The following is a 19,210-nucleotide window of genomic DNA, read 5'->3' as shown; positions in this document are numbered from 1 at the left end:
TTCGGGCAGAACCTGCGGGGCCCCGGTGGCTTCGACGAGCTCAGCCATCTCTGCTTCACGCGGAACCTGTGGAGGAACAGTGGATGCCGGGACCCGTGGGGCGCGGTCGCCTTTACCCGCTAAAGTGGCACCGTCGCGACTGGCGTTGAGGTGGGACACCACCGGGGAGCGACCGCTTGACGGTATTCGACCGCACGCCTGGGTCGATGCGGTATCTCCGCGGACTCGCCGAGTCCGTGGCATCCGGAACCATCGTCAAGGAGATCGCATGACCGATCCGTATTTCAACGCCCCCCTCTCCGAGGTCGACCCCGAGATCGCCGAGGTGCTCGAGCGCGAGCTGAACCGTCAGCGCGGATTCCTCGAGATGATCGCGTCGGAGAACTTCGTTCCCGTCTCGGTGCTGCAGTCGCAGGGCTCGGTGCTGACCAACAAGTACGCCGAGGGCTACCCGGGTCGCCGCTACTACGGCGGCTGCGAAGAGGTCGACGTCGCCGAGTCGCTCGCGATCGAGCGGGCGAAGCAGCTGTTCGGCGCGGAGTTCGCGAACGTCCAGCCGCACTCGGGTGCCTCGGCGAACGCCGCCGTGCTGCACGCGATCGCGCGCCCCGGCGACACGCTGCTCGGCCTCGCCCTCGACCAGGGCGGCCACCTGACGCACGGCATGAAGATCAACTTCTCGGGCCGTCTCTACGACATCGTCGCCTACGGCGTCGACCCCGAGACCAGCGTCATCGACATGGACGAGGTGCGCCGCCTCGCCGTCGAGCACAAGCCGAAGGTCATCATCGCCGGCTGGTCGGCCTACCCGCGTCAGCTCGACTTCGCGGCCTTCCGCGCGATCGCCGACGAGGTGGGTGCGCTGCTGTGGGTCGACATGGCGCACTTCGCCGGTCTCGTCGCCGCGGGCGTTCACCCGAGCCCCATCCCGCACGCGCACGTCGTCTCGACCACCGTGCACAAGACGATCGGCGGCCCCCGTTCGGGCCTCATCCTCACCAACGACGAGGCGCTGGCGAAGAAGATCAACACCGCGGTCTTCCCCGGGCAGCAGGGCGGCCCGCTCATGCACGTGATCGCCGCGAAGGCGACCGCGTTCAAGCTCGCGATGACGCCGGAGTTCAAGGAGCGCCAGGAGCGCACCCTCCGCGGTGCGGCGATCCTCGCGGACCGTCTCACCCAGGACGACGTCAAGAACGCCGGCATCGCCGTGCGCTCGGGCGGCACCGACGTGCACCTCGTGCTCGTGGACCTCCGCGAGGCCGAGATCGACGGCAAGCAGGCCGAAGACCTGCTGCACGACATCCACATCACGGTCAACCGCAACGCGGTGCCGAACGACCCGCGTCCGCCGATGGTGACCTCGGGCCTGCGCATCGGCACCCCGGCGCTCGCGACCCGCGGCTTCGGCGATGCCGAGTTCACCGAGGTGGCCGACATCATCGCCCTCGCGCTGATCCCCGGTGCCGACGTCGAGGCCCTGCGCGCGCGTGTGGCGAAGCTGACCGACGCGTTCCCGCTGTACCCCGACCTGCAGCAGTGAGCCCCGCCGGGGCGGGGCCGTCGTCGCGGCGGTCCCGTCTCGGCATCCGGTGCTCGCGTCCTGCGGGTGGCCGCCAGGCCCACGCATAAACGCGATCCACGCGCGGAAACACGGGGACAGCGCGTTTACGTGAGTGGATGGCGTTTATGCGTCACGGAGGGCTCGGGATCGCGGCTCCTCGGGTCGAGGCGCGGCCATCGCCCGCCCCCGGGTGGTCCGCAACCCGTACCGCCCCGATCACCCACGCATAAACACGATTCGCGCACAGAAACACGCGCAGCGCGCGTTTATGTGAGCAGGAAGCGTTTATGCGTGGGCACACCCCGCACGACCCATCGACACCCAGGAAGAGGGATGCCATGACGGCGACGATTCTCGACGGTAAGGCCGCGTCGGCGGCGATCAAGGCGGAGCTCACCGAGCGCGTCGCCGCTCTGCGGGAGAAGGGGATCGTTCCGGGCATCGCGACGGTGCTCGTCGGAGCCGACCCCGCCTCGCAGCTGTACGTCGGCATGAAGCACAAGCAGTCCGAGGCCATCGGCATGAACTCGATCCAGGTCGAACTGCCCGCGGAGTCCACCCAGGAAGAGGTCGAGGCCGTCATCGACCGCCTCAACGCCGACCCCGCCTGCCACGGCTACATCGTGCAGCTGCCGTTGCCGAAGCACATCGACACCGATGCGATCCTCGAGCGCATCGATCCGGCCAAGGATGCCGACGGCCTCCACCCCACGAACCTCGGGCGCCTCGTGCTCAACGTCAACGCGCCGATCCTCACGCCCCTGCCGTGCACCCCACGCGGTGTGATCGAGCTGCTGCTGCGCAACGACTACGACCTGAAGGGCAAGGAGGTCGTGGTCGTCGGCCGCGGCGTCACGATCGGGCGTTCGATCGGCCTGCTGCTGACGCGTCGCGAGATCAACGCCACCGTGACGCTGACCCACACGGGTACGGCCGACCTCGCGAAGCACCTGCGCGAGGCCGACGTGATCGTCGCCGCCGCGGGCGTGAAGCACATCGTGCGCGCCGAAGACGTCAAGCCGGGCGCCGCGGTGCTCGACGTGGGCGTGACGCGCGAGACCGACCCCGAGACCGGGAAGTCCCGCGTCTACGGCGACGTGCACCCTGACGTGGCTGAGGTCGCGGGCTTCGTGTCGCCCAACCCGGGCGGCGTCGGACCCATGACGGTCGCCCTGCTGATGACGAACGTCGTCGAGGCCGCGGAGCGCGCCGCCGCGGTCTGACGGTGAACGGGGTGCGACCGCCGAGCGAACGGACGGAGCCTCGCGTGCAAGGGCTGGGCAGGATCCCTCTCCCCGTGGGATCGTATGTGCATGACTGAGTCCGTGCTGAACGACCTCCTCCGCCGCGTCACCGAGAGCGGCCTGCTCGACGACGCCCAGATCGACGAAGACAGCGTGATCGGTGTCGGACACCTGGATGCCGCGGGCGTCGAGGTGGAGGTCGACCTCGACCCCGAGATCGACGACGAGGACGAGCCCGACCTCGACGGCATCCTGTCCAACCTGAAGGACATCCTCTCGGTGACCGAGGACCGTTGGAGCGCGATCGTCGACGAGATCGCCACCGAGATCGAGGAGGCGGTAGACGACGACGAGCTGAGCGCGGACATCGACCTGCGCACCGACCTCGAGGCGATCGGCGTGGGCATCTTCGCCGACGCGATCATCGTCGTGTTCGCGGGGGAGACGGCATTCCCCGACGCGCTCGTGCACGTGCAGCTCACGCCCGAGCTCGAGGTCGAGGACATCGAGATCATCGGCGACGACGACGAGGACGACGAGGACTGAGACGCGACGAAGACTGAGGCGTGACGAAGGGGGCCGGACGGATCGTCCGGCCCCCTTCGCGTGTCCGGGCTCAGCGGGCGTCCCGCCTCCCGGCGAGGGCTCGTTCGGGCGTATGCGCCGCGGCGCGCGGGCCACACTCCTGAGAACGGGGCCTGGAGCGGGTTTCGATGGCCTGGCGCGTGCTGGCGAGTGCGAGAACTCAGGAGTTTGGCCCGTGGCTGGCGCGTGCCGGGCGCGGGCGGGTTGGCGCGGGGCGTGGGCGTGCGGCTCGGAGCCTTGGCCCGTGCTCGACCGAGGCCGGTCAGTAGCTGGCGCGAGGGATGGTGGCGGAGGGCGGGGCGGCGAACCGCTGCGCCAGGGCCTCGGAGGCGCGCGCGAGAAGGGCGACGTCCGCTCCGACCGCGACGAAGTCGGCTCCCGCGTCGAGGTACGCCTCGGCCACCGCGGGGTCGAACGCGTTCACGCCGACCGGGGTCCCGGCATCCTGTCCCGCGGCGAACACGGCGTGGACCGCGGCGACGACGTCGGGGTGCGACTGCTGACCGAGAAGACCCATGGATGCCGACAGGTCGGAGGGGCCGACGAAGATGGCATCCACTCCCTCGACGGCGGCGATCTCGGCCGCGGCGGCGACTCCGGCGGTGGTCTCGATCTGGACGGTGAGCGAGACGTGCTCGGCCGCGCCCGTGAGATAGCCGTCGACGCGGTTCCAGCGGGCGCTGCGGGCGAGGGCACTGCCGACCCCGCGGATGCCTGCCGGCGGGTACCGGGTCGCGGCGACGGCGGCGCGGGCCTCGTCCGCCGACGACACCATCGGCACGATGAGGTTCTGCGCGCCGAGGTCGAGCACCTGCTTGATCACGACCGGGTCGTTCCACGGCACGCGGACGACCGGGGTCACGGGGTACGCCGCGCTCACCTGCAGGAGCGTGAGCACGGTCTCGAGCGAGGTGGCCGAGTGCTCCATGTCGAGCAGCAGCCAGTCCAGCCCCGAGCCCGCGGCGATCTCCGCGGCGACGGCACTGCCCGAACACACCCACATCCCCGCGAGGGGACGATCGGATGCCGCGAGAGCCGCGCGGAAGGTCGGGTTCAGACGAAGCGGCACGAGATCGTTCCCATCGGTCCGTAGTCGCAGAGCACGTCGTCGCCCCGCGACACCCACATCGGGCGCGTGAACGATCCTGCCAGGATGATCTCGCCCGCCTCCAGGCGCGCGCCGTGCTGGTGGAACTTGTTCGCCAGCCACGCGACACCGGTTGCGGGGTGGCCGAGGACGCCCGCGGCGACCCCGGTCTCTTCGATCTCGCCGTTGCGGCTGAGCACGCCCGGCACCCACCGCAGGTCGATCTCGTCGGGGCGCTTGCGGACGTCGCCCAGCACCATGGCGCCGTAGGCGGCGTTGTCGCTGATCGTGTCGACGATCGTGCGGCCTTCGAGCTCGATGTGGGAGTTCAGCACCTCGAGCGCGGGGACGGCGTAATCGATCGCGGCCAGGGCGTCGTCGAGCGTGCAGTCGGGGCCCTCGAGCGGTTCCTTGAGCACGAAGGCGAGCTCCACCTCGATGCGCACGTTCGAGAAGTGGTCGACCGGGATCTCGTCGCCCGAGCGGTAGACGGTGTCGTCGAACATCACGCCGTAGTCGGGCTCGGTGATCCCCGTCGCCTGCTGCATGGCCTTGGAGGTCAGCCCGATCTTGCGCCCCACCAGCGTTCGCCCCGCGGCGAGCTGCGTGTCGCGCCAGCGGCCCTGGATGCGGTACGAGTCGTCGACCGTGGCATCCGGGAATCTCGCCGTGATGCGCGGGATCACCGAATGGGTGCGGTCGGCCTCGGCGAGCTCGGCCGCGATGGCGTCGAGCTGTGCGTCGGTGAGCATGGTGTCCTTCCTGGAGGTCGGTGGAACCGGGCGTGTCCCCCTTTGTGCAGGTTTCCGTGGTGATTTCGGCACGAAGTGGGACATGGGTCGAGGGGGTGGGGGGAGGTGCGCGCTGCGTGTCCCACTTCGTGCAGGTTCTGGAGGTGGTTCCTGCACAAAGTGGGACATGCCTGGACGCTGCGGGGGAGGCGGGTCAGAGCTGGTTGCCGAGCTTGAACTCGGATCCGGATGCCTCGTCCTCGGGCGGGCGGGTGTAGCTGAAGCCGTCGGCGCCGATCGTCACCGCCATCTCGCTCGAGTGCTCGCGGGCGCGCACCGGTTGGGGATTGCCGTCGAGATCGAGCACGAGCGAGCCGTCGGTGTACCAGGACGGCACGACGGGGTTGCCCCACCAGTCGCGGCGCTGGTTGTCGTGCACGTCCCAGGTGATGACGGGGTTGTCGGGATCGCCGGTGTAGTAGTCCTGCGTGTACACCTCGACGCGATGCCCGTCGGGGTCGCGCAGGTAGAGGTAGAACGCGTTCGAGACGCCGTGGCGGCCGGGGCCGCGCTCGATGGCATCCGAACGGCGGAGGGCACCGAGCTTGTCGCAGATCGCCAGGATGTTGTGCTTCTCGTGCGTCGCGAAGCACACGTGATGCATGCGCGGGCCGTCGCCGCCGGTCATCGCGGTGTCGTGCACGGTGGGCTTGCGGCGCATCCAGGCGGCGTACACCGTGCCCTCTTCGTCTTGGATGTCCTCGGTCACGCGGAAGCCCAGCGCCTGCATGAAGTTCACCGCGCGGGGGACGTCGGGCGTGATCTGGTTGAAGTGGTCGAGGCGCACGAGCTCGCCGGGGGAGTGCAGGTCGTAGCGCCACGAGAGGCGCTCCTGGTGCTCGGTGTCGAAGAAGAACTCGTACGGGAAGCCGAGCGGGTCTACGACGCGGACGGAGTCACCGATGCCCTTCGTGAACCCGTTCGGCGCGCGGCGCACGTCGCAGCCGAGCTCCTCGTAGAACGCGACCGCCTTGTCGAGGTCGTCGGCGGAGCGCACGCGGTACGAGAACGCGGCCACGGCGGCGACGGGGCCTTTGCGCAGGACGAGGTTGTGGTGGATGAACTCCTCGGTCGAGCGGAGGTAGATCGCCTCGCCGTCCTCCTCGGTGACGTGCAGCCCGAGGATGTCGACGTAGAAGACACGGGATGCGGCGAGGTCGGTGACCACGAGCTCCATGTACGCGCAGCGGAGGATGTCGGGCGCGGGGGCCGTCGGGGTGGGGATGGGGTCGTCCGAGACGATGGGGGCTTCCTGGGTCACCCAGAAGCCGGAGGAGGTCTTCTCTTCTTCGGTGTGCTTTGCCATGGGGTCGCGTCCTTGCGTGGGGTGTTCTGCGGGTCGGGGGTGGCTTCGACGGGCTCAGCCATCGGTGGTCGGGCTCAGCCACCGGTTTCGGTGGAGATCCCTGAGCCTGTCGAAGGGACCGGTCGTTCTGCGGGTCGGCGGTGGCTTCGACAAGCTCAGCCACCGACCACCGGCCGCCGGGCTCAGTGCGCCGACGCCTTGCCGAACGTCGGGTTGTGGGCGGGACCGAGCGTGATGTGCACGGCCTGCTGGTCGGTGTAGAAGTCGATCGAGCGGTAGCCGCCCTCGTGGCCGAGACCCGAGGCCTTCACCCCGCCGAAGGGGGTGCGGAGGTCGCGGACGTTGTTGGAGTTCAGCCACACCATGCCGGCCTCGACGTTCTGCGCGAACAGGTGCGCGCGCTTGAGGTCGTTCGTCCACACATAGGCGGCGAGACCGTACTTCGTGTTATTCGCGAGGGCCAGAGCCTCTTCGTCGGTGTCGAAGGGCGTGATCGCGACGACCGGGCCGAAGATCTCCTCCTGGAAGATCCGCGCGTCGGGAGCGACGTCGGCGAACACCGTGGGGCGGACGAAGTTGCCCTCGGGGAACTCGTCCGGGCGGCCGCCGCCGGCGACCAGGCGCCCCTCGGTCTTGCCGAGCTCGACGTACGACATGACCTTCGCGTAGTGCTCGGGGTGCACGAGTGCACCGACCTCGGTCGCGGGGTCGTCGGGGTAGCCGACCTTCACGCGGTCCGCCTGCGCCGCGTAGCGCTCGACGAACGCGTCGTAGACCTCGCGCTGGACGAGGATGCGGCTGCCCGCAGTGCATCGCTCGCCGTTGAGCGAGAACACCCCGAAGATGGTCGCGTCGATCGCGGCATCCAGATCGGCGTCCGCGAACACGATCGCGGGGCTCTTGCCGCCGAGCTCCATCGACAGGCCTTTCAGGAACGGCGCCGAGTTCGCGAAGATCAGCGACCCGGTGCTGCTCTCGCCGGTGAACGAGATGAGCGGCACCTCGGGGTGCTTCACGAGCGCGTCGCCGGCGTCTTCGCCGAGGCCGTTGACGAGGTTGAACACGCCCTCGGGCAGGCCCGCCTCCTCGAAGATGCCGGCCCACAGGGATGCCGACAGCGGCGTGAACTCCGCGGGCTTGAGCACCACGGTGTTGCCGGTGGCGAGCGCGGGTCCCAGCTTCCACGACTCGAGCATGAAGGGCGTGTTCCACGGCGTGATGAGGCCGGCGACGCCGATCGGCTTGCGGTTGACGTAGTTGAGCTGGCGACCGGGCACCTTGAAGGCGTCATCGGTCTGGGCGACGATCAGGTCGGCGAAGAAGCGGAAGTTCTCGGCCGCGCGGCGGGCCTGGCCGAGTGCCTGCGTGATCGGCAGGCCCGAGTCGAACGACTCGAGCTCGGCGAGGCGCTCGTCGCGCGACTCGACGATGTCGGCGATGCGGTGCAGCACCCGCGAGCGTTCGCGCGGGAGCATGCGCGGCCACGGACCCTCGGTGAACGCCTTTCGCGCGGCGGCGACGGCGAGGTCGATGTCGGCCTTTTTGCCCGCGGCGGCGCGCAGATACGTCTGGTTCGTCACCGGGTCGAGCACGTCGAATATGTCACCGTCGACCGAGTCGACGAAGGAACCACCGATGTAGTGCTGGATGCGCTCGGGCAGGTCGGCGGGAATACGGCGGGTCATACGAACTCCTTCTTTGGAGGGGCGGATGCCGATGGCATCCGGAATCAGAAAGCGGGCAGGCCGAGCACCTGATCGGGGTGCTCGTGGATCATGTAGGCGTCGAGCGTGGCCGAGCGGTGACGCCGAGCGGTCTTCTCGATCTCGGCGAGCGGGGCGCCGGTCTCGATGAGCACGAGGATGTTGTCGTGCTCGCGCACCGACTCGGCGGCGCGGCCCGGCACGAAGCTGAAGGTCGAGTCGCGGAGGTGCCCGAGGCGGGCCCACTCGGCTTGGACGAGTTCGAGCATGCGCGGATTCGCGCACTTGGCGAAGAGAATCGCGTGGAACTCCTGGTTCAGCGCGGTGAAGGCGCGGGGGTCGAAGTGCTCGAGCGTCTCGACCATCAGCTCGTTCACCTGGCGGGCGCGGCGCACGTCGTCGGTCGTGAGCGCACGCGCCGACAGCGCGGTCGCCGCCCCCTCCAGGATGCTGAGCGACTGCATGCTGAAGCGGTAGGCGGTGTCGTCGACCATCGACACCCGCGCGCCCACGTTGCGCTCGAACATCACCAGGCCCTCGGCCTCGAGCTGACGGATCGCCTCGCGCACCGGCACGACGCTCATGTCGAGTTCTCCGGCGATCGAGCCGAGCACGAGGCGATAGCCGGGGGTGAAGTCTTGCGACGCGATGCGGTCTTTGATCCAGTGGTATGCCTGCTGCGACTTGCTTCTGCTCGCCGTCACGTCCGTCATCGGGTGACCTCGCTCTCGTAGCGGGCGCGCCACTCGGCATTCATGGGGAACAGGCCCTCGATCGGGTGACCGGATGCCACCTGCTCGGCGATCCAGGCGTCTTCGGCCTCTTGAGCGAGGGCCGCGTCGACGACCTCCTCGGCCAGGGCCGGCGGGAGCACGATCACGCCGTCGCCGTCGCCGACGAGGATGTCGCCGGGCTCGACGGTCGTGCCGCCGCAGCCGATCGCGACGTCGGTCTCCCACGGCACGTGCCGGCGGCCGAGGACGGCGGGATGGGGACCGGCGGTGAACACCGGGATGCCCACCGCGGCGACGGCCTCGGCATCGCGGACTCCGCCGTCGGTGACGATGGCGGCGGCCCCTCGGGCGTGGGCGCGGATCGCGAGGATGTCGCCGAGGGTTCCGGAGCCGGTCTCGCCGCGGGCCTCGATCACGATGACCTCGCCCTTCTCGACCGCGTCGAAGGCGCGCTTCTGGGCGTTCTGCCCGCCGCCGTGGGAGGCGAAGAGGTCTTCGCGGTGGGGGAGGAAGCGGAGCGTGCGGGCCGTGCCGACGAAGCGGCTACCGGGGGTGAGGGCGTGCACGCCGTCGATGGTGACGTCGTTCAGGCCGCGCTTGCGCAGCTGTCCGCTGAGCGCGGCGACGGGGACGCGCTCGAGCTTCGCGCGGAGCTCCGGGGTGAGGGTGGGAGCGGGCGGGGTCAGCCCCGCGGCCTCGGCGGAGCCCCACGCCTCGGTGCGCTGGGTGTCGTCCACCGTGGGGAGAGAGCCGACCGCGGCATCGAAGGCGCGGTCGCCCTGGACCACCGTGGTGCGGAGCGGGCCGGTCGAGTGGATGCCGGCATCCACCTGCACCTCCACCACGTCGCCGGGCACGACGACCGAGGACCCCGCGGGGGTGCCGGTGAGGATGACGTCTCCGGTCTCGAGGGTGAAGTGCTGTGAGAGGTCGGCGACGATCTGCGCGAGCGGGAAGATGAGCCCGGCTGTGGTGTCGTCCTGCACGATCTCGCCGTTCACCCAGGTGCGCAGCCGGAGGGCGGCGGGGTCGACGTCGCGGGCGTCGATGAGCTCGGGGCCCACGGGCGTGTAGCCGTCGCCGCCCTTGGAGCGGACGTTCGAGCCTTTGTCGTTCGCGCGGAGGTCGTACAGGCCGAAGTCGTTGGCGGCGGTGACGGATGCCACGTGCGACCACGCAGCATCCGGAGTCACCCATCGCGCGGGCTCGCCGATGACGAGCGCGATCTCGCCCTCGAAGGCGAGGAGTTCGGTGCCGGCGGGGCGGACGATCTCGGCGCCCGAGGCAGCGAGTGAGCTGGACGGCTTGAAGAAGTAGGAGGGGGCGGCCGGGCGGCGGCCGCGCTGGTCGGCGCGCGAGGCGTAGGAGAGGTGGACGGCCACGATCTTGCCGGGGCGCGCGCCGAGGGCGGTGAACCGGGGGTCGGTGTCGGTCATGGATGCTCCCTCGCGTCGTATTCGAAATCGTATACGATCCGCTCGGCGACGACAACACGTCTTCCGGTCGACCACACCGGCCAGGGCTGATCGGCACAGATCACGACGCCGTGCAGGAGAAGAGACGGCCGCGGGCCGCAACCGCACAGCACGGTACGGGCCGCGCGGCTGATCTCCGCGTTGTGTTCGGGAGGGTCGGTCAGTCGCCGGGCGGAGCGGCCAGATCCATCCCGGGGCCCTCGGGCGGCCGGCGGACGAAGCCGTTGCGCTCGTAGAAGCCCACGCGGCCGCGGGCTGCGAAGAGTTGGACGTCGCGGACGCCGCGGCGATGCGCTTCGGCGACGAGCTGGCGGAGGATCTCGGCGCCGACACCGCCTCCCCGGGCGGTCTCGGCGACGATCATCTCGGTCACGAAGGCGTGGAGCGCCCCGTCGCTGATGAGGCGGCCCATGCCCACCAGTGCACCGTCGTCGTCGCGGGCGGCGCAGACGACCCAGCTGCCGACGAGGGCGCGCTCGAACGTGTCGGCAGGCCACTCACCCCATCCGGTCTCGGCGTACAGGGCCGCGAACTCGGCCGGGGTCGGGGAGTCGAACGAGTACCGCACGTCCCCGACACTACCGCGCCGCGATTTCCTCCCAGAACGGTGCCACGATCGCCGCGCTCACCCGCAGGTCGAGCACGAGGAAGCCCCGGTCTTCGGGTGAGCGGGAGACCCAGGATGCCAGGGCCTGCAGGTCATCGACCGTCTCGACGACCAGGCCCTCGGCGCCGAAGCCTCGCGCGACGGCGGCGAAGTCGACCTGGGGGATGAGCATCGGGTCGGGGTGCAGACCTTTGACACCGTAGTTGAGGACCTCGGCGCCGTACTGCGCGTCGTTCCACACGATCGCCATGCCTCGGCCACCGGCGACACGGACCGCGGTCTCGAGATCGGCGAGGGCCATGAGTCCGCCGCCGTCGCCGGTGCTCAGCACGATCGTGGAGTCGGGGCGGGCGATCGCGGCTCCTGGGACGCTCGGGAATCCCAGGCCGATCGACTGGTACGCCGTGCCGACCATGATCATGCGGTCGGGCGATTCGACCGGCCAGTACATGTTCGACCAGCCCATGAAGTGCCCGCCGTCGTGCACCACCACGCGGTCCGACGGCAGCAACTCGGCGAGGCGAGCGGCCGCCGTCCGTGGGTCGAGGCGGCGGTCGGGTCCGAGCCCCTGTCCCTCGGGTTGGCGTCGAGCCACGGCGAGGTCGAGGCCGTCGCCCCAGGTCGACGGCATGGCGCCGCGCGTGCGCAAGCGGTGGGCGATCTCGCGCGCGACGTCTCCGGCATCTGCTCGCACGTACCCGCCCACGTGAGGGTGGGTGGCGGCGGCCGCGAGGTCGACCTGGAACACGCGCGTTCCGGGGGCGAAGAGTTCGCCGAAGCGCATCGTGAACTGGTTCAGGCCCGCGCCGAAGACGACGGCCACGTCGGCCTCCCGTGCGAGCTCCATCGCCCCGGGGGCTCCGAAGCCGCCGGCGACACCGAGATCGCGCGTGGGGTCGGAGAACAGACCGCGGCCCAGGGCGCTGGTGGTGGTGAGGGCGCCGGTCAGGGCGGCGACGTCGTCGAGAGCGGCACCCGCCCCCGCGAGCCAGGCGCCGCGTCCCCCCAGAAGTACGGGACGCTCGGCCGTCGCGAGCGCGTCGACGATCTGGTCGATCACGCCGTCCGCATACGCGTCCAGCGGGGGGTGCTCCGGGGTGACCTGGGGCTCGGCGCCGGGGGCCGCGGCATCCGGAATCGGGCCCGCCTCGCGGGTCGCGACGTCGTACGGGATGCCGACCACGACCGGGAGGCGGTAGGTGAGGGCGTGCTCGATGGCGATCACGATCGTCGCGGCGGCGTCGCGGTGGCCGACCGTGTAAGTGCGAGCGCCGACAGCGGCGGCGAGGGCGATCTGGTCGACCCCCCACGGGCGCGGGCCCGAGGTGGGCTCGTCACCGACGATGAGGACGAGGGGACTGCGGGCCTGCACCGCCTCGGCCAACGCGGTGAGGGTGTTGGTGAACCCGGCGCCGTAGGTGGCGGTGGCCGCGGCGAGGCGTCCGCACGCGCGGTAGTGCGCGTCAGCGGCGACGACCCCGGCGGCCTCGTGCCGCACGGCGACGAAGCTCGAGCCGGTATCGCGGCCGAGCGCGTCGAGGAAGTAGGCGTTGCCGTTGCCCATGACGCCGAAGACGGTGTCGATGTGGCGGGCGAGGGTGTGCGCGACGTGCGCGGAGACGGTGGGCATGACGACGAGCCTTTCGAGACGACGGGATGAATGCCGTATGTGTCTCGCGGGGACTCCGCTACGTGCCCTTTTTTCGAGCAGCGACGCACGACCTCGTGCGCCTGACGGGATCGAGTATAGGGGCTTCCTCGCCGGCTGAGTTGCGCCGAATGCTCAAGGAAACGGCGTTCGAGCGAGCATTCGGCGCGAGTCAACGGAAAGAGGCCGGGCGGGGTGTCACGTTCGGGAGCGGTCGCGACAGGTACGGGGTGAAGAGAATGAGAAAGGACACCCGATGAACACCGACCCCTTCGCGGCGCTGAGCGCCGCCGACCCCGCGCGCGACGTCGCACTGAGCCCCGACGAGGCGCGGCACCTGGTGCGCGCGGCGATCGAGCGTCCCCGGCGACGGCGTCGTCGCTGGGTCGTGCCGACGGCCGCGATCATCGCGGTGTTCGCGATCGGGGTGCCGGGGGTGGCCGCGGCATCCGGATACCTCGCCCGCACCGGCTGGTTCGGTTCGCCCAACCCCGGTTCCCCCGAAGGTACTCAGCCCGTCGGCACCGAGGCCGACGGCAGCGAGTGGATCGAGATCGACGCGCCCGATTACGTCGAGGTCGCGGTGGGGCTGTGGCCCGCTCAGGCGATCCTGCCGCCCGGCTCCGACACCATGCGCTTCGCGACCTCGATCGCCGAGCGGACGGCGACGCAGGGTGAGGGGCTTCGTCAGGTCACCGGCATCCGGTCCGAGTTCGAACAGTACGCGCGGTGCGCCTGGCGGGCGGAGTGGCTGGATGCCGACGCGCTCGGCGACACCGCTCGCGCACAGACCGCTGCGCAGACGTTGACGACGGCGGCGACCTGGCCCGCGACGGTGGCGACCGACGGCGGAGGGATCGTCGACGAAGAGAAGCTCGTCGCCCGTGCCGCGACGGCGGGTGACCGCGCGGGCGTCGAGGCCGCCGACGCCTGGTGCGGCGAGATGCTCGCGGGGCTCTCGTGGTGACCCCGGATGCTGAACGGCGGCGCTTCGAGGAAGCCGTCGCCCCGCTGATGCCCGACCTCCTGCGGTACTTCGTCCGCCGGGTCGAGTCGCGCGCCGACGCCGACGACTGCGTGTCGGAGACGGCGCTCGCGCTGTGGCGGCATCGCGCGCGGTTGCCCGTGGCATCCGAGGATCAGCGCATGTGGGCGTTCGGGATCGCCCGGAACGTGCTCGCGAATCACCGGCGCAAACGCGCGCGTCGCGCACGGATCGACGAGACCCTCGTGCGCGAGGAGCACGAGCCGGTGAGCGACGACGCGTTCGTCGCTCTGGAGGCCCTCGGCACACTCGCGCCGGCGGATCAGGAATTGCTCAGGCTCGTGCTCTGGGACGGCTTCGGAATCGCGGAAGCCGGAGCGCTCGCCGGGGTACGGCCGGCGGCGGCGCGCAAGAGGTACGAGCGGGCGCGCGGGCGGCTGCGAGCGGCGTTCCTCGCCCTCGAGCCGGGGAGCGAGCGCGAGACGACGCTGCGCTGACCCGCGCCGGCCGGAGTCGACCCGTGCGGGGACACCGGCCGGGTGGCGGCGTCGACCCGCGCCTCGCCGGGTGGCGGTGTCGCCGTTGCGCTGGCCCACGCTCCCCCCGGCGTCGTGACCGCTCCGCTGACGTGCGCCGGGCGCTCGTAGAAACGGGGGCGGGCCGTGCCGACGACGCCAGTCAGCGGGGAGAGGGAGAGGGAGGCGGGGGCAGAAGCGGCACCGCCGGTCATGGGGCGCGCGCGGGCGGACAAGCGCCACGCGCACGCGCGGCGGAGGCTGACGGAACGGGCCCGCACGACGGCCCGGGACACGAACCGAAGGAGCCGAGATGTCCGACCCCACCCCCGCCCTGGCCGATCCCGCGGTCGAGGCATCCGCCGCCGACGCATCGACGAACGCCGACGATGCAGCCCTCCTCGCGCGCGTGCAGGCACCCGAGGGGCAGGGGAGGGAGATTCCGGATGCCGCCACGCGCGAGGTCATCGGACGAGCGCCCGTGCACACGGTCGCCGACGTCGATGCCGCCGTCGCCCGCGCCCGTGCGGCGCAGCCGGGGTGGGATTCCGTCGGGCACGAAGAACGCCGTCGTCTGCTGATGGCCGCGGCCGACCGCATCGAGGCGAACGCCGAGGCGCTCGCGCGTCTGCTCTCGCGCGAACAGGGCAAGCCTCTCGACGGTCCCAACGCCCGGTTCGAGGTGGGTGCGTGCGCCGCGTGGCTGCGTACCGCCGCGGCCACCGAGCTGGAACCCGAGGTGGTCGTCGACGACGGGGAGGTGTACGCCGAGCTGCACTACCGTGCCCTCGGCGTCGTCGCGGCCGTCGGCCCCTGGAACTGGCCCATGATGATCACCGTCTGGCAGATCGCCCCCGCGCTGCGCATGGGCAATACCGTCGTGGTCAAGCCGAGCGAGTACACGCCGCTGAGCGTGCTGGCCCTCGTCGACGTGATCAACGAGGTGCTGCCCGACGACGTGGTGATCGCCCTCTCGGGCGACCGTGATGCCGGCGCGCGCCTGGTCGCCCACCCCGACGTCGACAAGGTCATGTTCACCGGATCGACGGCCACCGGCCGCAGGATCATCGAGAGCTCCGCGGGCAACCTCGCTCGCCTGACCCTCGAGCTCGGCGGCAACGACGCCGGCATCGTGCTGCCCGACGTCGATCCCGCGGCCATCGCCGAGGGGCTGTTCTGGGGCGCCTTCATCAACACGGGGCAGACCTGTGCCGCGCTCAAGCGCCTGTATGTCCATGACGACGTGTACGACGCCGTGGTCGACGCGCTCGCCGGGTACGCCGCGCAGGTGCCGATGGGCCGCGGTCTCGACGAGGGGACGGTGCTGGGACCCCTGCAGAACAGGCAGCAGTTCGACATCATCGATCGACTCGTCCAGGATGCCAAGGCCTCCGGAGGCCGCGTCGTGCTCGGCGGAGAGCCGGCCACCGACCTCGGCGAGCTGTTCTACCGCACGACGATCGTGGCCGACGTGACCGACGGCGTCGCGCTCGTCGACGAGGAGCAGTTCGGGCCCGCCCTGCCTGTCATCCGGTACTCCGACCTCGAGGACGCCATCGCGAGTGCTAACGGCCTCGACGTGGGTCTCGGCGCCTCGGTGTGGTCGAGCGATCGCGATGCCGCCCGGCGCGTGGCCGCGCGCCTGCAGGCCGGGACGGTCTGGATCAACTCGCACGGCGGCGTGCACCCGATGATCCCGTTCGGCGGGGTGAAGGGCTCGGGCTACGGCCTCGAGTTCGGCGTCGAGGGACTCAAGGCCCTCGGCGTGCCCCAGGTCATCAACGGCTGAGCGGCGCGGGCTGTGCGTGCGCCGCCGCGGCGTCGGCGCTGCACAGCCGCCCGACCCGCCCCGGCCTCGACCCCGCATAAACGCGATCCGCTCATGGAAACACGTGCACAGCGTGTTTCTGCGAGCGGATCGCGTTTATGCCGGGGTGCAGCCGTGATCGCCGAGCGGTTCCGGCGCGGGTCGTGCGTCCGTCGTCAACGCGGCGGCATCCGTGGTCAAGTCGAGCGGCTCGGATGCGCGGAGGATGTCCTCAGCCGGTCCGGAACCACGCGACCCCACCGGCTCGTTCCGCACCGCTGCTCCACCCCGCACGCCGTCGCTCCGCCGCTCCGCCGCTCCCCGGGACCCGCGCCCGGCGAAACCCGCTCCACCCTCCGTCGCTCCGCCGTACCGGGGTCGTCCACCGACCTCGCCGAATCCCCGGGAGACCCCATGACCGTCGCCGACCTCATCCTGCGGGGTGCCGTGGTGCACACCGCCGACCGCTCCCGCCCGACCGCGACGGCGCTCGCCGTGGCCGATGGGCGTCTGCTCGCCGTGGGCACGGACGACGAGGTGCTCGCCATCGCGGGGCCCGCGACCGAGATCCGCGACCTCGACGGCGCAACCGTCGTCCCGGGTCTCGTCGACGTGCACAACCACCACCTCATGGCCGGCGAGGCCGATCTCTTCCAGCTCGCCTTCCCTCCCACCGCGGGACTCGACGAGGTGCTCGCCGCCGTCCGCGCCTACGCCGCCGGACTGGGCCCCGACGAATGGGTCGTGGGCGAGGCGTTCGGCAGCGTTCTGCTCGACGACTTCTCTCGCTCCGAGACCCGCGCGCGCTTCGACGAGGCGGCTGGTGGACGCCCGGTCGTGCTGACCGACGACAGCCACCACAACCGCTTCGCGAACTCCGCGGCGCTGGCGGCAGCCGGCATCCGTTCCGATACTCCCGACCCCGCGCAGGGGCACATCGTGCGCGACGCCGAGACGGGGGAGCCGACCGGACTGCTCATGGAGTCCGCGACGCTCCCGGTGACCGAGGCGCTCGATCGCAGTCTCGCCCGCACCCCCGAGCGTTACCGCCGCGCGAGTGCCCGCGCGATCGAGATCCTGCACTCGTTCGGGATCACCGCGTTCCAGGATGCCGCCGCCACCGTCGAGATCATGGGAGCGCTGCGCGACCTCGACGACACCGGCGATCTGCACGCGTGGGTCGTGTCGTCGCTGCTGTCGAGCGAGTTCCTCTTCGCGAACACGCCCGTGGGTGACGAGCTCGTCGCGCGGCGCGAAGAGTTCCGCACCCCGCACCACCGCCCCGACTTCGTCAAGGTCGCGCTCGACGGCGTGCCGCCCACCCACACGGGCGCGTTCCTCACCCCCTACCGGCCGAGCGCCGATCACGGACACGCGCACTGCGGAGTCACCACGATGGCTCCCGACGAGCTGACCGCGTGGCTCGTCCGCACGGCGGCGCAGGGGCTCGGGGCCAAGATCCATTGCACGGGAGACGCCGCCGTCCGCGTCGCGCTCGACGCGATCGCGGTGGTGCGCTCCACGGGTGACTCGAGCACGCGCTACCAGATCGCCCACGGCCAATTCATCCACCCCGACGACCGGCAGCGCTTCGTCGACCTCGACGTCTCGGCCGACATCTCGCCGTTCCTGTGGTTCCCCGGCGTGATCCCGGATGCCATCGCCCAGGTGCGTCCCCAGCCCGAGGCCTCGCAGGTCCAGCCCAACCGCGACCTGGTCGACCGCGGCGTGCTCGTCGCGGGAGGTTCGGACTGGCCCGTCAGCGTCTCGCCCAACCCCTGGGAGGGCATCCAAGGGCTCGTGACCCGGGCCGACCCCCTCGGTCGAGCGCCCGGCACGCTGTGGCCGGAGCAGGCGCTGACCCTCGACGAGGCGTTCGAGGTGTTCACGATCAATGCCGCCACGGCGATGGGGCTGGGCGACGTCACCGGTTCGCTCACACCCGGCAAGTCGGCCGACTTCGTCGTCCTCGATCAAGACCCGTTCGCCGTCGACATCGAGCAGGTGGTCCGCACCCGCGCGGTCGAGACCTGGTTCTCGGGTCGACGCGTGTGGACGCCCTGAGATCCGGCATCCGCGTTCCGGCACCCGCGCTCGTCCCCAGGCTTTCCCCCCTGCACCACCCGCACGACAGCACCCGTCACCCGCATCACCTCACCGCTAGGAGCATCATGAAGCGCAGTCTCCGCCTGACCGCGATGGCCTCGGTCGCCATCGTCGGCCTCGCCCTCTCGGCCTGCAGCACGACCGCCGCCGACGACGCCGGGAGCGCGGCCACCGCTCCCGCCGAGCGCGGCCCCGTCAAGAAGATCCTGTTCGACTACCCCTTCACCGCGCTGCCGGTCTACGGAGCCATCACCGGCATCGTGGAGGCCCGCGCAGCCGAGAAGGGGGTCGAGGTGAGCTTCACCAACGACGAGATGGACCTGCAGAAGCAGGTCAGCCAGCTCACGTCGAACCTCGGCAGCGACGTCGACGCCGTCGTCTCTTTCCCCGTCGACCCCGCCAGCCTCGAGTCGGTCGCGCAGCAGTACCGGGCCGCGGGGAAGTACTGGGTCACGTACGGCGGCGACATGACCAACCAAGACGCCACCCTGCAGTTCAGCTTCTACCAGTCGGGCTACGACCTGGGGAAGGACGCCGCGGAGTGGGCGCTGAAGAACGTGGGCCCGAACGCCGAGGTCATCGTTCTCAGCGAGACGGAGCGGCAGATCGGCCAGGAGCGCACGAAGGGTCTGCTCGACGGCCTCAAGGAAACCGGCCCCGACCTCCAAATCGTCGGTGAGCAGCAGGCGGTGACCCCCGACGACGGACTGTCCGTCACGACGACGCTCCTCGCGCAGCACCCGAACGCCAATGTCGTCGTCTCGGCGGTCGGCGACGCGGCGCAGGGGGCGTACCAGGCGCTCGTCGCCTCGGGTCGCGCCGAGAACGACCCGAAGACCTACGTCGGCGGCCTCGACCCCAACCTGTTCCTGCTGCAGAAGATGCGGGACGGGAACTTCTTCCGCGCCGCCACGTACTTCTCGCTGAAGGACCTCGTCGACAACGTCATCGACATCCCCATCGCCCTCGGCGAGGGGAAGACGGATGCCAGCGTCGACCTCCCCGTGAAGGTGGTCACGGTCTCCGACCCCGACCTGTCGAGCTACATCACCG

16 protein-coding genes and 1 riboswitch are annotated in these 19,210 nt (G+C 70.8%); of the genes, 8 read left to right on the top strand and 8 right to left on the bottom strand.

The annotated features are described in order from the left end of the window. Positions 1-125 precede the first annotated feature (125 nt). A riboswitch (ZMP/ZTP riboswitch) is annotated at positions 126-211 on the top strand. Between the two features lie 57 nt (positions 212-268). From glyA to P2P98_RS08290, 3 genes are all read left to right on the top strand, one after another. Beyond that, entirely contained in the window at positions 269-1,543 is a 1,275-nt protein-coding gene (glyA, locus tag P2P98_RS08300) for a serine hydroxymethyltransferase (RefSeq protein ID WP_275799000.1), read from the top strand. 359 nt (positions 1,544-1,902) lie between these two features. Continuing rightward, a complete protein-coding gene (locus P2P98_RS08295) occupies positions 1,903-2,787 on the top strand; it encodes a bifunctional methylenetetrahydrofolate dehydrogenase/methenyltetrahydrofolate cyclohydrolase (protein ID WP_275798997.1) in 885 nt (294 codons plus the stop codon). 90 nt (positions 2,788-2,877) lie between these two features. After that, positions 2,878-3,354 carry a cytochrome C5 gene (locus P2P98_RS08290; RefSeq protein WP_275798994.1) on the top strand — a complete coding sequence of 159 codons (477 nt, stop codon included), beginning with the start codon at positions 2,878-2,880 and terminating at the stop codon, positions 3,352-3,354. A gap of 301 nt (positions 3,355-3,655) precedes the next feature. Here P2P98_RS08290 and P2P98_RS08285 read toward each other — a convergent pair whose 3' ends face one another. The 8 genes from P2P98_RS08285 to P2P98_RS08250 all read right to left on the bottom strand — a co-directional run bounded on the left by P2P98_RS08285 (position 3,656) and on the right by P2P98_RS08250 (position 12,726). Next, on the bottom strand, positions 3,656-4,462 hold the full coding sequence (locus P2P98_RS08285) for an aldolase/citrate lyase family protein (RefSeq protein WP_275798991.1): 807 nt from the start codon (positions 4,460-4,462) through the stop codon (positions 3,656-3,658). Continuing rightward, positions 4,447-5,232, bottom strand: a complete 786-nt coding sequence (locus P2P98_RS08280) for a fumarylacetoacetate hydrolase family protein (protein WP_275798988.1) — start codon at positions 5,230-5,232, stop codon at positions 4,447-4,449. The genes P2P98_RS08285 and P2P98_RS08280 overlap by 16 nt, the downstream gene beginning before the upstream one ends. 193 nt (positions 5,233-5,425) lie before the next feature. Continuing rightward, complete coding sequence (hpaD, locus tag P2P98_RS08275; protein WP_275798985.1) at positions 5,426-6,577, bottom strand: 3,4-dihydroxyphenylacetate 2,3-dioxygenase; 1,152 nt, start codon at positions 6,575-6,577, stop codon at positions 5,426-5,428. Positions 6,578-6,759: 182 nt separating this feature from the next. Continuing rightward, entirely contained in the window at positions 6,760-8,262 is a 1,503-nt protein-coding gene (hpaE, locus tag P2P98_RS08270; RefSeq protein ID WP_275798981.1) for a 5-carboxymethyl-2-hydroxymuconate semialdehyde dehydrogenase, read from the bottom strand. 44 nt (positions 8,263-8,306) lie between these two features. Beyond that, positions 8,307-8,993, bottom strand: coding sequence for a GntR family transcriptional regulator (locus P2P98_RS08265; protein ID WP_275798978.1), 687 nt, complete (start codon positions 8,991-8,993; stop codon positions 8,307-8,309). Further along, positions 8,990-10,450: a fumarylacetoacetate hydrolase family protein gene (locus tag P2P98_RS08260; RefSeq protein WP_275798976.1), complete on the bottom strand. Its 1,461-nt coding sequence runs from the start codon at positions 10,448-10,450 to the stop codon at positions 8,990-8,992. The genes P2P98_RS08265 and P2P98_RS08260 overlap by 4 nt, the downstream gene beginning before the upstream one ends. Before the next feature lie 199 nt (positions 10,451-10,649). Then, on the bottom strand, positions 10,650-11,057 hold the full coding sequence (locus P2P98_RS08255; protein WP_275798973.1) for a GNAT family N-acetyltransferase: 408 nt from the start codon (positions 11,055-11,057) through the stop codon (positions 10,650-10,652). 10 nt (positions 11,058-11,067) lie between these two features. Continuing rightward, positions 11,068-12,726, bottom strand: a complete 1,659-nt coding sequence (locus P2P98_RS08250) for a thiamine pyrophosphate-binding protein (protein WP_275798970.1) — start codon at positions 12,724-12,726, stop codon at positions 11,068-11,070. A gap of 274 nt (positions 12,727-13,000) precedes the next feature. Between P2P98_RS08250 and P2P98_RS08245 the strand changes: the two genes are divergently transcribed. The 5 genes from P2P98_RS08245 to P2P98_RS08225 form a co-directional block, all read left to right on the top strand. Continuing rightward, positions 13,001-13,711, top strand: a complete 711-nt coding sequence (locus P2P98_RS08245; RefSeq protein ID WP_275798967.1) for a hypothetical protein — start codon at positions 13,001-13,003, stop codon at positions 13,709-13,711. Beyond that, positions 13,708-14,226: a sigma-70 family RNA polymerase sigma factor gene (locus tag P2P98_RS08240; RefSeq protein ID WP_275798965.1), complete on the top strand. Its 519-nt coding sequence runs from the start codon at positions 13,708-13,710 to the stop codon at positions 14,224-14,226. Before P2P98_RS08245 ends, P2P98_RS08240 begins: the two co-directional genes overlap by 4 nt. 331 nt (positions 14,227-14,557) lie before the next feature. Next, positions 14,558-16,033 carry an aldehyde dehydrogenase family protein gene (locus P2P98_RS08235; RefSeq protein ID WP_275798963.1) on the top strand — a complete coding sequence of 492 codons (1,476 nt, stop codon included), beginning with the start codon at positions 14,558-14,560 and terminating at the stop codon, positions 16,031-16,033. Positions 16,034-16,465: 432 nt separating this feature from the next. Next, entirely contained in the window at positions 16,466-18,115 is a 1,650-nt protein-coding gene (locus tag P2P98_RS08230; RefSeq protein WP_275798961.1) for an amidohydrolase, read from the top strand. 107 nt (positions 18,116-18,222) lie between these two features. Next, positions 18,223-19,210 (top strand): sugar ABC transporter substrate-binding protein (locus P2P98_RS08225; RefSeq protein ID WP_275798957.1); only part of this gene is annotated, 988 nt, incomplete at its 3' end.

Origin of the sequence: Microbacterium sp. Kw_RZR3, assembly GCF_029222405.1 — a bacterium.
Taxonomy (GTDB): Bacteria; Actinomycetota; Actinomycetes; order Actinomycetales; family Microbacteriaceae; genus Microbacterium.
This window is presented reverse-complemented; position numbering and strand designations above follow the sequence as displayed.

What these genes read in the sequence shown, in the direction of transcription:
- P2P98_RS08245 (WP_275798967.1), top strand. Translation starts at nt 13,001, where the DNA reads ATGAACACCGACCCCTTCGCGGCGCTGAGCGCCGCCGACCCCGCGCGC.
- hpaE (WP_275798981.1), bottom strand. Translation starts at nt 8,262, where the DNA reads ATGACCCGCCGTATTCCCGCCGACCTGCCCGAGCGCATCCAGCACTAC.
- P2P98_RS08280 (WP_275798988.1), bottom strand. Translation starts at nt 5,232, where the DNA reads ATGCTCACCGACGCACAGCTCGACGCCATCGCGGCCGAGCTCGCCGAG.
- P2P98_RS08265 (WP_275798978.1), bottom strand. Translation starts at nt 8,993, where the DNA reads ATGACGGACGTGACGGCGAGCAGAAGCAAGTCGCAGCAGGCATACCAC.
- glyA (WP_275799000.1), top strand. Translation starts at nt 269, where the DNA reads ATGACCGATCCGTATTTCAACGCCCCCCTCTCCGAGGTCGACCCCGAG.
- P2P98_RS08230 (WP_275798961.1), top strand. Translation starts at nt 16,466, where the DNA reads ATGACCGTCGCCGACCTCATCCTGCGGGGTGCCGTGGTGCACACCGCC.
- hpaD (WP_275798985.1), bottom strand. Translation starts at nt 6,577, where the DNA reads ATGGCAAAGCACACCGAAGAAGAGAAGACCTCCTCCGGCTTCTGGGTG.
- P2P98_RS08260 (WP_275798976.1), bottom strand. Translation starts at nt 10,450, where the DNA reads ATGACCGACACCGACCCCCGGTTCACCGCCCTCGGCGCGCGCCCCGGC.
- P2P98_RS08290 (WP_275798994.1), top strand. Translation starts at nt 2,878, where the DNA reads ATGACTGAGTCCGTGCTGAACGACCTCCTCCGCCGCGTCACCGAGAGC.
- P2P98_RS08235 (WP_275798963.1), top strand. Translation starts at nt 14,558, where the DNA reads ATGTCCGACCCCACCCCCGCCCTGGCCGATCCCGCGGTCGAGGCATCC.
- P2P98_RS08250 (WP_275798970.1), bottom strand. Translation starts at nt 12,726, where the DNA reads ATGCCCACCGTCTCCGCGCACGTCGCGCACACCCTCGCCCGCCACATC.
- P2P98_RS08295 (WP_275798997.1), top strand. Translation starts at nt 1,903, where the DNA reads ATGACGGCGACGATTCTCGACGGTAAGGCCGCGTCGGCGGCGATCAAG.